Genomic DNA, 12,868 nt, shown 5'->3' with positions numbered 1-12,868 from the left:
CAGGGAACGGAGACAACCATGGATTTCAGCTTTACCGATGAGCAGCAACAGTTCGCCGACGCGCTGCGCCGTTATCTCGGCGAGCAATACGGTTTCGACGCGCGCCAGGCCATCGTGCGCAGCGAGGCGGGCGTGTCGGACGCACAATGGAGCGCATTCGCGGAGTTGGGCCTGACCGCGCTGCCCGTGCCGGACGCACAGGGCGGATTCGGCGGCGGCCCGGTCGACATGCTGGTCGCGATGCAGGAGCTCGGCCGCGCACTCGTGGTCGAGCCGTATTGGGCGACGGCGGTCGGTATCGAGGCGCTGCGCATCGCCGGGTCCGGCACGGGCGACGATGCCGCGCTGCTGGAAGCGATCGCACAAGGGCAGAAGCGCGTTGCCGTTGCATTCCACGAACCGCGGGCGCGCTACGACCTGTACGAACTCGAAACGCATGCGCGCGAGCAGGGCGGCACGTACCGGCTGACCGGCATCAAGTCGATCGTTCAGCACGGCGCACAGGCCCATGTGTGGATCGTGCCCGCGCGCGTCGACGGCGGCGGCATCGGCCTGTTCGTCGTCGATCGCGATGCCGCGGGCGTGAAGCTCGTCGACTACCGGACGATCGACGGCCAGCGCGCCGCGACGATCGAGTTCAAGGAAACGCCCGCGCGGCAGTTGACGGGCGGCGCACGCGATGCGGCCGCACTCGAGCAGATTGCCGATTACGCGACCTTCCTGCTCTGCGCGGAAGCGGTCGGCGCACTCGACGAACTGAACCGCGCGACGGTCGAATACACGAAGACGCGCGAACAGTTCGGCGTGCCGATCGCGCGCTTCCAGGCGCTGCAGCACCGGATGGTCGACATGCTGATTCACGCGGAGCAGGCGCGCTCGCTGACCTACCTGGCCGCCGTTCGTTACGCGGGCGGCGACGCCGACGCGCGGCGCAAGGCGGTGTCGGCCGCGAAGGCGCGGGTCGGCGCGGCCGCGCGCTTCGTCGGCCAGCAGGCCGTGCAACTGCACGGCGGCATGGGCGTGACCAACGAGGTCGCCGCCGCACACCTGTTCAAGCGGCTGTCGATCATCGAGACGACCCTCGGCGACACCGATCATCACCTTGCGCGCATCGCGGCCCTGCCGGATTTCGCGCAGACCGACGCGGCATGACGGCGACGTGCGAGCGCGCTACAGGAGATAGACAGTGGGTATCAGTTACGAAGATCTGGAAGTCGGCAGTACGACCGAAATCGGCCGCTATACGTTCGAACCGGACGACATCAAGGCGTTCGCGCAACGCTACGATCCGCAGCCGTTCCACCTCGACGAGGAAGCCGGCAAGGCCTCGCCGTTCGGTGGACTGGTCGCGAGCGGCTGGCATACGTGTTCGGTGTTCATGAGCCTGCTCATCAAGAAGCTCGGGCCGGATTCGACCAGCATGGGCTCGCCCGGCATCGATTCGATCCGCTGGCTCAAGCCCGTGCGTGCCGGCGACACGATCACGATGTACCAGAAGGTCCACGACAAGCGCGTGTCGGCGAGCAAGCCCGATCGCGGCATCGTGTCGACGGAGTGGATCGGCCTCAACGGTGCCGGCGACACGGTGATCACCGTGCATACCAAGGTGATCTTCGGGCTGCGCCATCCGCAAGGAGCGCGTGCATGACGGACGTGACATTGCCGCTGATCGCGTCGACGCAAGCGTTGCTCGAGCGAGTCGGCGCGGAACCGCTCGCGAGCGGCTGGGTCGAGATCGACCAGCGCCGGGTCGACGGGTTCGCCGACGCGACCGGCGATCACCAGTGGATTCACGTCGATCCCGAGCGTGCGCGGCGCGAGTCGCCGTTCGGCGGCCCGATCGCGCACGGCTTCCTGACGCTGTCGCTGATTCCCGCGCTGATGACCGATGCGATGCGCTTCGAGCAGAAGATGGGCGTGAACTACGGACTGAACCGCGTGCGGTTCCTGAAGCCGGTGCCGGTCGGCGCACGCGTGCGCGCGCTGTTCGCGGTGAAGGAAGCCGCGCAGGCCGCGCGGGGCGGCGTGCAGGTGACGTGGTCGGTGTCGATGCAGGTCGAGCGTCCGGATGCGCCGTTGCCCGTTTGTTCGGCGGAATTCATTACGCTGCACTACTTCTGATGCGCGCGGCGGCAGCGACGGATGCCGCTGCGTCGCACGGCGCGCGGTGCTTCAGTGCTTCGCGTATTGCGTCGCGCCGAACAGCATCTCGCGTGCCTTGTCGTCCTGCAGCGGCTTGCGCAGCGACGCGAGTACTTCGACGCCGCGCTGCACGGCGGCACGCGCGGCAATGGCTTCATGCCAGCGCTTCACGTTCGGCAGTTCGTCGAGCACGATGCCCTGGTTTTGCCACGAACGCGTCCACGGGAACGTCGCAATGTCCGCGATCGTGTACGTGTCGCCCGCGAGATAGGCGGATTCGCCGAGGCGCTTTTCCATCACGTTGTACAGGCGCTTCGCTTCGTTCGTGTAGCGATTGACCGCGTACTCGATCTTCTCCGGCGCATACAGCCGGAAGTGATGCGCCTGGCCGAGCATCGGGCCGACGCCGCCCATCTGGAACATCAGCCATTCGAGCGTCGCGTAGCGCGCGGCCGGCTCGGTCGGCAGGAACTTGCCGGTCTTTTCCGCCAGGTAAACGAGGATCGCGCCGGATTCGAACAGCGAGATCGGCTTGCCGCCGGGGCCGTCCGCGTCGACGATCGCGGGGATCTTGTTGTTCGGGCTGATCTTCAGGAATTCGGGCTCGAACTGGTCGCCCGCACCGATATCGACCGGATGCGCACGATACGCGAGGCCTGTTTCCTCGAGCATGATGTGTACCTTGTGGCCGTTCGGGGTCGCCCAGCTGTAGACGTCGATCATCGTCAACTCCTTTATTGCATGCGCGAAAACGGCGCCGACAGGGCGCCGCGACAGGCGGTCATTAGAGCATGGATCGATGCGGGCTGCAGGCGACGGCAACGTGCGGCCACGCGCCTGCGCGCGCGTGTCGCCGAGGCAGCGGAACCGGCGTTCGAGCGGTGGCCGCGCGCCGGATCAGCGCTTGTAGCGCGGCTGGCGTTTCTCGAGGAATGCGGTAATGCCTTCGAACGCGTCCGCGTGATGCAGTGACGCGACGAAGTGATCGCGCTCGGTGCCGAGGTGCGCATCGAGCGGCTGCGCGGTCGCATCGTCGAGCAATGACTTGATGCGTGTCAGCGCGTTCGGCGAGATGCCGGCAAGCGAGTCGGCCCACGCGAGCGCGTCGGACAGCACGGCACCGGGCGCGGCGAGCCGGTTGACGACGCCGAGCGCATGCAGGCGTTCGGCCGCGACAGGCTTGCCCTCGAACAGGATTTCGGCGGCGAGCGCACGCGGCAGCGCACGTGCGAGGAACCACGAGCCGCCGCCGTCGGGCGTGAGGCCGACGCGTGCGTACGACATCACGAACTTCGCATCGTGCGCGGCAACGATCAGGTCGCACGCGAGCGCGAGCGAGAAGCCCGCGCCGGCCGCGGCGCCTTCGACGGCCGCGATCACGGGCTTCGTCGTTGCGCGCAGCGCCGTGATCCACGCGCCGAGCTGATCGATGCTGTCGGCCTGGTAGGACGGATCCTTCGAGCGGTTGTCGAGCAGCCGGTTCAGGTTGCCGCCCGCGCAAAAGAAGCGATCGGCCCCCGTGAGCACGACCGCGCGAATCGCGGGATCGCGCTCGGCGGTGGCGAGCGCTTCGACGCCGGCCGCATACATGTCGGGATGCAGCGCGTTGCGCGCGCCGGGATTGGACAGCGTGAGGACGAGCGTCGATTCGCTTTCGGGCGGACGCGAGGCCAGCAGTTCAGCACTCATGCGAGTGTGTCTCCATCGAATGGCGGGGTTGCGGCGTCGCATGTTGTGCGGGCTTGCGCGCCTACCCGTGAGGATGATGCCGCAGCGGATGTATCGTTGTCTTGACGGACGCGAAACTGCTTTAGACTAGCACGAACGTGCTTTTCAGCGCGACGCATCCCGATGCGGCCGGCATCACTGCGGCCGCGCCTCAGCAACGAAGGAGACTCCGATGCTACAGCTGTGCGGTATTCCGTTGTCCAACTATTACAACAAGGTGAAGTTTGTCCTGCTCGAGCATGGCATCCCGTTCGAGGAATCGGCATGCGGTCTGCCGATCAACGATCCGGCACTGCTTGCCGATTCGCCGCTCGGCAAGATTCCGTTCCTGAAGACGGAAGAGGGCGCGCTGTTCGAGTCGCAGGTGATCATCGAGTATCTGGCGGCGCGTTATCCCGACAAGGCCATTTTCCCGGCCGGGCCGTTCGCGGCCGCGAAGGTGCGCGAACTCGTCGAGACGCTCGAGCTGTATCTCGAATGGACCGCGCGCGAGGTCTATACGGAAGCGTTTTTCGGCGGCAAGGTCAGCGACGGGATGAAGGCGCACGTCGAGAAGCGCCTGCCGCGCGCGATCGATGCGTTCAAGCGGATGACGCAGTTCTCGCCGTACGTGCTCGGTGACACGTTCGGTCTTGCGGACATTGCGGCAGCGATCCATCTGCCGGTGATCGGGATGGCGACGAAGGCCGTCTTCGGCCGCGATTTCCTGCTCGACGCCGGCATCGACTGGAAGGCGCACGTGAAGCTGGTCGGCGAGCGGCCGGCCGCGCAGCGCGTGGCGGCCGATCGCAAAGCCTACGTCGAGGCGGCGAGCGCCGCGCGTTCGTAAGCGCGGTGCGGGCGCGGTGTCATGCCGCGCCCGGCCGCCGAGGCAAGCCTTACAGGCGCGCGAGCCGTTCGAGTGCGGATGCGAGCGTGCTTTCCTGCTTTGCAAAGCAGAAGCGCACGACGCCCGACTCGTGCGGCTCGTGGTAGAACGCCGACACCGGAATCGCCGCCACGCCGATCTCCGACGTGAGCCACTTCGAGAATTCCGCTTCGGGCAGATCGCTGATCGCCGAATAGTCGACGCACTGGAAGTACGTGCCGGTGCACGGCAGCAGTTTGAAGCGCGTGCGCTCGAGGCCGGCGCGGAAGAAGTCGCGCTTGTTCTGGTAGAAGCCGGCCAGCGTCAGGTACGGCGCCGGATCGCGCAGGTAGTCGGCGAGCCCGATCTGCATCGGCGTGTTCACCGTGAACACGTTGAACTGATGGACCTTGCGGAACTCCGCGGTCAGCGCGGCAGGCGCCGCGACGTAGCCGACCTTCCAGCCCGTCACGTGGTAGGTCTTCCCGAAGCTCGACACGATGAAGCTGCGCGCGGCCAGGTCCGGGTAGCGTGCGACGCTCTCGTGCCGCGCGCCGTCGTAGACCATGTGTTCGTACACTTCGTCCGACAGGATCAGCACGTTGGTGCCGCGCACGATCTCCTCGAGCCTGCGCATGTCGGCCTCGCGCCACACGGTGCCGGTCGGGTTGTGCGGCGTGTTGATCATGATCATCCGCGTCTTCGGCGTGATCGCGGCGGCCAGGCGATCGAACGGGATCGCATAGTCGGGCGCTTCCAGCGTGACGAACACGGGTTTGCCGCCGGCCAGTTCGATCGAAGGCAGATAGCTGTCGTAGGTCGGTTCGACGACGATCACTTCGTCGCCGGGATGCACCGCGCACAGGATCGCCGTCAGCAGGGCCTGCGTCGCGCCGGCCGTGACCGTGATCTCGGTGGCCGGATCGTAGCGCCGGCCGTAGACCTGCGCGATCTTGTCGGCGATCGCATCGCGCAACGGCGCGACGCCGGCCATCGGCGGATACTGGTTGTGACCGTTGCGCATCGCGGCCGCGACCGCGTCGACGATGCGCGGGTCGCAGTCGAAATCCGGGAAGCCCTGGCCGAGGTTCACGGCGCCTTTCTCGGCGGCGAGCGCGCTCATCACCGTGAAGATCGTCGTGCCGACGTTCGGCAGGCGCGAGGGGAAAACGGGAGTCGTAGGCATGTCGGTAGGAGCGTTCATCGATACGGTCGCAAGCGGGTGGCGCCGGGCTCGTCAGGCCGGCGTGGTGGGGGTGGCCGACGCGGCATCGAGCGCGCAGGCTTCGGTAAATGGCGCGGGCTGCGCGATCCGGAAGCCGAAGTCGCGTGCGGTGCGCTTCGCGAGCTTGAGCAGCGCACGGTCCTTCGACACGAGCCAGTCGGCCTGCGCGGCGCGCGCGAGCTCGAGAAACTTCTGATCGTCGCGGTCCTTGCACTTCGGCAGCGGCGGCGCGTCGGCGTCGACGGGCGGCGGCTCGACGAGGCGCGTCAGGCGGGCGACGGTCGCGAGCGCTTCGGCCTTGTCGATTCCGCGCGCCTGGAACTGCGGATAGTCGAGCACGAGCTCGAGTTCGTTCAGGCAGCGGCCGTCGATCACGGCGGCCAGCGTGCCGCGTTCGAGCGCCGCCCGGATCGGGCGGGTGGCGGGGTCGTCGAATACGAGTATGTCGATCCAGACGTTCGAGTCGAGCACGACGCGATGTGCGGCATGCGGGGCGAGGGAGCGGGTCATTCGTTACAATCGGTGGTTTTCGTCTGACCGCAAGGCACGGCGTGCCAGCGAGCCTCTATGATAATCGTTCTCTCCCCAGCCAAATCCCTCGACTACGATACGCCCGCCCACGTCCCGTCTTACACGAAGCCTGCATTCGTCGACGATGCGTCGGAACTGATCGACGGCCTGCGCAAGCTGTCGCCGCAGGACATCTCGACGCTGATGGACATCTCCGATCCGCTCGCGCGGCTGAACTTCCAGCGCTACGCGGACTGGTCGCCGACCTTCACGACGGCCAATGCGAAGCAGGCGGTGCTCGCGTTCAACGGCGACGTGTACGAAGGGTTCGATGCCAGATCGCTGTCGGCCGCCGATCTCGACTATGCGCAGCAGCACGTGCGCGTGCTGTCGGGCCTGTACGGGCTGCTGCGCCCGCTCGACCTGCTGCAGCCGTACCGGCTCGAGATGGGCACCCGTTTCGCGAACGCGCGCGGCAAGGATCTGTATGCGTTCTGGGGCGACCGCATCACGCGGGCACTGAACGAGCAGCTCGAGACGCGCAGCGGCGCGGCACGTGTGCTGGTCAACTGCGCGTCGACCGAGTACTTCAAGTCGGTCAAGCCGAAACTGCTGGCCGCGCCGATCGTCACGCCGGTGTTCGAGGACTGGAAGGGCGGCCGCTACAAGATCATCAGCTTCCATGCGAAGCGCGCCCGTGGCCTGATGGCGCGCTATATCGTCGAGAACCGCATCGCCGAGCCGGCCGCGCTGAAGGATTTCGCGGTGGAAGACTACGCGTTCGATGCCGCTGCGTCGAACGATTCGACTTACGTATATCGCCGGCGAATCGGCGAGTGACCGAGCCGGCCGTTCACGAGACGGCCGGTGCATGCATGAGGCCGGACACGTGGCAGACCGCCCGCTCCGGTCGCAATTGGAGAGACAGATGACCCTTTCGATCACCAGCAATTTCGACGCAGGCGCCGTCGACGTCGTGTCGTGCGACAGCCCGGACGCGATCCGGCTGCGCATACGCGGCGACAACCGCTCGGAATTCGCGCAATGGTTCTACTTTCGCCTGACGGGCGCGCGCGGCGAGCGGTGCGTGATGTCGTTCGAGAATGCAGCCGAATGCGCGTATCCGTCGGGATGGCGCAACTACAGTGCAGTCGCGAGCTACGACCGGGTCGACTGGTTCCGCGTGCCGACGACATTCGACGGCAAGACGATGACCATCGACCATACGCCCGAGTTCGACAGCATCTACTACGCGTATTTCGAGCCGTACTCGGAAGAGCGCCATGCGGCGTTCCTCGGCGCGGTTCAGCAATTGCCGCAGGCGAGCGTCGTCGAGCTCGGCCGCACGGTCGAAGGCCGTCCGATGTCGCTGCTGACGCTCGGTACGCCGGAAGTCGACGGGGCACCGAAGAAGAAGGTATGGATCATCGCGCGCCAGCACCCGGGCGAGACGATGGCCGAGTGGTTCGTCGAAGGGCTCGTCAAGCGGCTCGCCGGATGGGGCGACTGGGCGGGCGATCCGGTGGCGCGCAAGCTGTACGACCGCGCGACGTTCTACATCGTCCCGAACATGAATCCGGACGGCAGCGTGCACGGCAACTTGCGCACCAACGCGGCGGGCGCGAACCTGAATCGCGAGTGGATGGAGCCCGATGCCGAGCGCAGCCCCGAAGTGCTGGCCGTGCGCGATGCGATCCATGCGATCGGCTGCGACATGTTCTTCGACATTCACGGCGACGAGGATCTGCCGTACGTGTTCGTTGCGGGTTCGGAGATGCTGCCGAGCTTTACCGAGCAGCAGGGCAGGGAGCAGACCGCGTTCATCGAGGCGTTCAAGGTCGCGAGCCCGGATTTCCAGACCGAGCACGGCTATGCGGCGAGCAAGTACAAGGAAGACGCGCTCAAGCTCGCGTCGAAGTACATCGGCCATCAGTTCGGCTGCCTGTCGCTGACGCTCGAGATGCCGTTCAAGGACAACGCGAACCTGCCCGACGAGCGGGTCGGCTGGAATGGTGAGCGGAGCGCGGCGCTTGGCGCTGCGATGCTGGCGGCAATCCTGGCGCACGTCGAGACGTTCGCGTAAGCGCATCGTCGTCGATATGAAAAAAGCCGGCGCATCGCATGATGTGCCGGCTTTTCGGTTTCTGTCGTTGCCGCTCCGTCGTATCAGGACTTCTTCGCGGTTTTCTTCTTCACGGCACTCTTCTGGCCGCTGGATTTTTTCGTTGCGACGGCTTTCTTGCCGGTGCGGCCGGATGCCTTGGCCTTCACCTTGCCGCGGTGTGACTTGCCGTTGAACTTCTTCGTCGACGACGACGGCCGCTCGACGCGCGGCTTCAGCGGCGGCACGGGATCGTTCCAGCTGAACGCAAGCATTTGCTGACCGACGTAGCCGCAGCGGAATTTCAGCGGTGTCGGGTCGCTGCCGTCGCTGTGGACGCCGAGGCCATCCACGGTAACGATGTTGTCGACCTTCACGCGCTGCTTGCCCTGATCGAACGAATCGTTCCACGGCGTGATCGTCGCCTTGCCGCTTTCGAACGCGTTCGGCGCGAAGTCGACGCGATCGAAGGCCGACGACGTGCTGGCGATGAAGCTGCCGTGCGCCGCACAATCGGCGACGATCGGATCGGCGTGCATCTCGTTGACGAATTTGTTGATCAGTTCGGAGCGCTGGTCGAGGAGGTCGGCGAATACCGGTGCCGGAAGCGCAAGCGACAGGCCCGCGACACAGGCCGCCAGCTTGCCGAGCGCCCGGAAAATCCGGAGCGAGGCAGGTGAGCTGTCCATCTGGTTATTGGTGAGGAGCAAATGAGGCATCGGGCACGTATAGATGCCCGATGAAGATCAGGAGTTCAATCTTAGCGTAAAAAAGTTGTGCGGCAGTAGGCGTTGCACTCTCCCGCGCTGCGCAAACGGATCGCCGCGCGCACCGCTCGCATCGGGGCCGCCGCGTTCAGGCGCGCGGGCCGCCGAGGCGATAGCGCCGAACGTCGAACGTCGTGACCCACGCCGGACGATAGACAGCGATGAGCGCGGTGGCCATGCCGGTGAACCACGCTTCGCCGAGCGCGAGCAGCGCGGTGTTCAGCAGATAGCCGGCGGGAATCACGACGGGCACGCCGTCCGCGAGCGCGAGCTGGACACCGGCCGCGGCCGCGGCGACCGAGACGATCGCGATGGCCGGTGACAGGAACCCCTGGCCGATGATGAACGATGCGAGGTTGTGCGGGAGCCACGCGATCGCGGCGCGTTGCAGCAACGCGGACACGGCGACCGGTAGCGCACCGTAGATCAGATAGGTGAGACCGATGCCTTGCCACGGCGCATCGAAGACGATCGCGGCGACGGCCGTGACGGCACCCATCGCGATCAGCGCAAGCGTCCAGTCGAACAGCGTGACGAGCAGCGTCGCGCCGAGCAGGTGCATGACGATGCCATCTTCGAGCCACGCATTCGAGGCCCACAGCACCGTGATCGCAGTGACGAGCGCGAGCCACACGTGCTGGAGCGTTGCGTCCTGCAGCCGGACGAAGGGACGATTCCAGAGCGCGAGCACGAGCAGCGCCACGGCGGCGATCCAGCCACCGATGCCAACCCAGAGCGGAAGCGGTGTGAAAAGAAAACCCATGGGTCCATATTACTCGTTGAGCATCAAAGGTGGGAATCCGGACATGTCGACCGTCGCAATATCGAGACTGTCCGATCAGCGGTCGCGCCGAAACCGCGCCCGCGGTTCGGCCGCGAGCGGCAGGTCGCGAGTGCTGGTGTCCGCGGCAGGCAGCGGGTATGGACGGTCGTTCCGTTGCTTGCGCAGGGGGACCGGGCCGCGTTCGCCGATGACGGGCTTGCTTGCACGATCGCGGTTCGCCAGCAGCACCTCGAGATGGGGCGACAGCCAGCCGTTGTAGATCGCGACTGCGGCAGCGCGGTTTGCCGCGCCCAGCTGCTGGAAGATGCTGGCGAGGTGGATCTTCACGGTGCCTTCGCTGATGCCGAGCGTGCGGGCGATCATCTTGTTGGTGCTGCCCATATGGACGAAGCGCATGATCTGCGCCTGTCTAGGCGACAGGAGGCTGCTTGGCGGGCGGCGCGGCAGCGATCCGGCGAGCGTCTGGAAATGGGCATCGTGACGCGCCGCGGCGGCGGAAGGCAGCAGGCTGAGCGCGATCGGCGGGATGTAATGGCCGCCCAGCAGAACCATTTCGAGCGCCCGCACGATCAGGTGCGGCCGTGTGGAGTGCGGGATCACGCCCGCGACACCGTAGTTGTAGAAGCGCTGGATGGCCTCCGGCGTGGATTCGTCGATCAGCACCGCGGCGGGCGTCGGCGAGCAGGCGCTGCAGAGCGCCTGGAGTTCGCTGTGCCGCCCGACGTCCAGCCAGTCGATGGCAACGAGGTCGAAACGCTGGGTGCGCAGCAGCCGGCGCGCCTGGAAACCATCGGGCGCATCGTTGATGCGGGCGTGACGGTCGATCTGCCGCAGCAGGGCTTTCAGTCCGTCACGCCGTTCGGCGTCTGAGTTAAGCACCAGGAACCGCATATTCAACCTCCGTAAGGTGAGTCATTGAGCTGCCGTCGGCATGGGGTGGCTCCGATAATGACAAAAACCTTACACGATGTCTGCTTGGCTGAAAGGATTAGGAAAAGTCTGAAATTTCTCGTGAGGGAAATGCGGACGAAAAAAAAGCCGCTCCGGCAGGAACCGGGAACGGCTTCGTTGGGCAGGCTCAGCGGGCCTGCCGTGCACGATCAGTGAAAGTGCGGCTGGGCGGGCGATGCGTCTTCCGGCATTTCCGCGTGGACGATCTCGCCGAGCGGATCCGCATAGAGCGGCACGCCGCAGTCGTCGCAGTACTCGGGCTCGAAGCGGCCTGCGTGCCGGCGGACGTCGGTTACGCCGCATTCCTTCAACAGACTCACGATCTCCTCGAGCGGCCCTTCGATCGGTGCTTCGCCTTCGAGCGTCGCGCTGTCGATCGACACGTCGCCGTTCTCGCGACCGTACAGCGGCCACACGACGCCATAGATCACGTCGTTGCTGGCACGTCGCGTGAAGCCGACGCGATACTCGTCGATCCGGCGCTCGCCAAAGCCCGCGACCACCGCGCGCAGCTCTTGCGGTGCCGCACCAAGTGTGTCGAAAAGATAACGGATGGCCGTTCGGACCGTGTGCGGACGGATGCGCTCGTCCGCATCGCGGCAGGCCGAGTAGTACGCGTCCGGAAGCAGGCATTCGAACTCGCAGCCTGGCAGGGCAGCCGACAGGTTCGGGCCGCCCTGGGCAGTCCATTGCTCGAGACACTGGCCGCGTTCGATCCGGTTGCCGTGTTCTTCCTCCTGCCAGCGAAACAGCGGTGCGCCGGCCGGCGCGGCGACGACGGCGAGCAGGAAGCGCGGGTCGGCCAGGATCGGTGAGGTTTCGGGCAGGTCGCCGAAGCTGAGCTTGGCGGCGTGCTGGCCGAGCGCCGCGTGCGCGAGCTGCTGGGCGAGCCGATAGGTCTCGACGTGGTGGCGCGGCAACTGGTCGATGCTGTACAGGAACGGGGCCAGCCCGACGAGCGTGCCGGTGGCGAGCACGTGCGCCTGCAGGTGCGTGCGCAGTGCGTCGGCGACGTCGCCTTTCAGCGGGCCCGACGGAATCATGTAGCGCGTCCAGGCGAGAACGGGAACGGCGACCAGCAGCGCATCGTACGGCTGGCCGTCGTGTTCGATCACCATCGATTCGCTATGCGTCTCGGCCATGTCGGCGAGCGCGCCATAGGCGTCGGGGTGGTTCTGCTGCAGATGGTCGAGTGCTGCGTCGAGCGTGGTCTGGTTGCCGTTGCGAACAATCTTGGCAAGCAGCGCATCGAGCTTCGCTTCCCAGAAGCGATCCTCGATGCGACTGCCCGAGGCGAAGAGCGCAAGCGACAGGCCGACCAGTTTGTCGGCGTCGGGGGGGAGGCGTTTGGCGATTCGCTGGCGCATATTACGTATAGAAAGAGGCGAAGAACCTCACATTCTAGTCCGTTCTTTGCGCCATAAGCGGTCTCGTGCTCCGGCATGGCCGGAAGGCCGAATCGGCGGGGATGAAAGAAAAATCCATCGAACCCCTTGCGCGATTGCCGGCAGGTGCTTAGAATCACGCCTCTTTCGCGCTAACGGAAACGCGGCGCGGGGGAAGAAGGGAAGCGGTGCTGTCGGGCTGGTCGTAGCGGCCTCGGCGGTGCAGGAAGTTGAACCCCAGCCGTCACAACGAAGCAGTTAAAAAGTTGTTGACGAACTGAAAAAGACGGTTCATAATCTCGCTTCTCTGCTGCTGAAAACGCGGCGCTGCTGAGAAACACGAAGTTTCTCGCAGACATGCTCTTTAAAAATTAACAGCCGATAAGTGTGGGCGCTTGATGGTAGCGAGCTGATCCTCGGATCAGAAA

At 65.7% G+C, this 12,868-nt stretch carries 14 protein-coding genes; 6 read left to right on the top strand and 8 right to left on the bottom strand.

Features of this window, described 5'->3' with window-relative positions; all coding sequences use genetic code 11:
* Positions 1-18: 18 nt before the first annotated feature.
* The 3 genes from U5A56_RS08620 to U5A56_RS08610 are packed head-to-tail and all read left to right on the top strand — an operon-like array spanning position 19 to position 2,121.
* Positions 19-1,152, top strand: coding sequence for an acyl-CoA dehydrogenase family protein (locus tag U5A56_RS08620; protein WP_044844654.1), 1,134 nt, complete (start codon positions 19-21; stop codon positions 1,150-1,152).
* Positions 1,153-1,186: 34 nt separating this feature from the next.
* The gene (locus tag U5A56_RS08615; protein WP_321921872.1) at positions 1,187-1,648 is read left to right on the top strand and encodes a MaoC family dehydratase; all 462 of its coding nucleotides are present in this window, start codon (positions 1,187-1,189) and stop codon (positions 1,646-1,648) included.
* Positions 1,645-2,121 carry a MaoC family dehydratase gene (locus U5A56_RS08610; protein WP_044844652.1) on the top strand — a complete coding sequence of 159 codons (477 nt, stop codon included), beginning with the start codon at positions 1,645-1,647 and terminating at the stop codon, positions 2,119-2,121. The genes U5A56_RS08615 and U5A56_RS08610 overlap by 4 nt, the downstream gene beginning before the upstream one ends.
* Positions 2,122-2,172: 51 nt before the next feature.
* On the opposite strand, the gene U5A56_RS08605 is transcribed toward U5A56_RS08610, so the two are convergent.
* Both U5A56_RS08605 and U5A56_RS08600 read right to left on the bottom strand, forming a co-directional pair.
* A complete protein-coding gene (locus U5A56_RS08605; protein ID WP_321802129.1) occupies positions 2,173-2,865 on the bottom strand; it encodes a glutathione binding-like protein in 693 nt (230 codons plus the stop codon).
* Positions 2,866-3,039: 174 nt separating this feature from the next.
* Complete coding sequence (locus U5A56_RS08600) at positions 3,040-3,831, bottom strand: oxepin-CoA hydrolase, alternative type (RefSeq protein WP_044844651.1); 792 nt, start codon at positions 3,829-3,831, stop codon at positions 3,040-3,042.
* A 211-nt stretch (positions 3,832-4,042) separates the two neighbouring features.
* Here U5A56_RS08600 and U5A56_RS08595 point away from each other — a divergent pair, with 211 nt between their 5' ends.
* Entirely contained in the window at positions 4,043-4,699 is a 657-nt protein-coding gene (locus U5A56_RS08595; RefSeq protein WP_044844650.1) for a glutathione S-transferase, read from the top strand.
* A gap of 49 nt (positions 4,700-4,748) precedes the next feature.
* On the opposite strand, the gene U5A56_RS08590 is transcribed toward U5A56_RS08595, so the two are convergent.
* Together U5A56_RS08590 and U5A56_RS08585 are read right to left on the bottom strand one after the other, a co-directional pair.
* A complete protein-coding gene (locus tag U5A56_RS08590) occupies positions 4,749-5,921 on the bottom strand; it encodes a pyridoxal phosphate-dependent aminotransferase (RefSeq protein WP_044844649.1) in 1,173 nt (390 codons plus the stop codon).
* Positions 5,922-5,954: 33 nt separating this feature from the next.
* Positions 5,955-6,452, bottom strand: coding sequence for a putative toxin-antitoxin system toxin component, PIN family (locus U5A56_RS08585; RefSeq protein WP_321921867.1), 498 nt, complete (start codon positions 6,450-6,452; stop codon positions 5,955-5,957).
* A 57-nt stretch (positions 6,453-6,509) separates the two neighbouring features.
* Between U5A56_RS08585 and yaaA the strand changes: the two genes are divergently transcribed.
* Both yaaA and U5A56_RS08575 read left to right on the top strand, forming a co-directional pair.
* A complete protein-coding gene (gene yaaA / locus U5A56_RS08580; protein WP_321810983.1) occupies positions 6,510-7,292 on the top strand; it encodes a peroxide stress protein YaaA in 783 nt (260 codons plus the stop codon).
* Positions 7,293-7,380: 88 nt separating this feature from the next.
* Positions 7,381-8,535 (top strand): M14-type cytosolic carboxypeptidase, encoded by a 1,155-nt coding sequence (locus U5A56_RS08575; protein ID WP_321921865.1) that lies wholly within the window; start codon positions 7,381-7,383, stop codon positions 8,533-8,535.
* An 83-nt stretch (positions 8,536-8,618) separates the two neighbouring features.
* Here the strand turns inward: U5A56_RS08575 and U5A56_RS08570 are convergent, their stop codons facing one another.
* The 4 genes from U5A56_RS08570 to U5A56_RS08555 all read right to left on the bottom strand — a co-directional run bounded on the left by U5A56_RS08570 (position 8,619) and on the right by U5A56_RS08555 (position 12,422).
* Complete coding sequence (locus U5A56_RS08570) at positions 8,619-9,272, bottom strand: BspC domain-containing protein (RefSeq protein ID WP_321921863.1); 654 nt, start codon at positions 9,270-9,272, stop codon at positions 8,619-8,621.
* 136 nt (positions 9,273-9,408) lie between these two features.
* Positions 9,409-10,083, bottom strand: a complete 675-nt coding sequence (locus U5A56_RS08565; RefSeq protein ID WP_044844644.1) for an energy-coupling factor ABC transporter permease — start codon at positions 10,081-10,083, stop codon at positions 9,409-9,411.
* 75 nt (positions 10,084-10,158) lie between these two features.
* Entirely contained in the window at positions 10,159-10,995 is an 837-nt protein-coding gene (locus tag U5A56_RS08560; protein WP_044844643.1) for a response regulator transcription factor, read from the bottom strand.
* 209 nt (positions 10,996-11,204) lie between these two features.
* Positions 11,205-12,422 carry a DUF2863 family protein gene (locus U5A56_RS08555; RefSeq protein ID WP_044844642.1) on the bottom strand — a complete coding sequence of 406 codons (1,218 nt, stop codon included), beginning with the start codon at positions 12,420-12,422 and terminating at the stop codon, positions 11,205-11,207.
* Positions 12,423-12,868 lie beyond the last annotated feature (446 nt).

This window comes from Burkholderia sp. BCC1998, assembly GCF_905339875.1.
Taxonomy (GTDB): Bacteria; Pseudomonadota; Gammaproteobacteria; order Burkholderiales; family Burkholderiaceae; genus Burkholderia.
The sequence above is the reverse complement of the archived record's forward strand: the minus strand, read 5'-3'. Positions and strand labels throughout refer to the sequence as shown.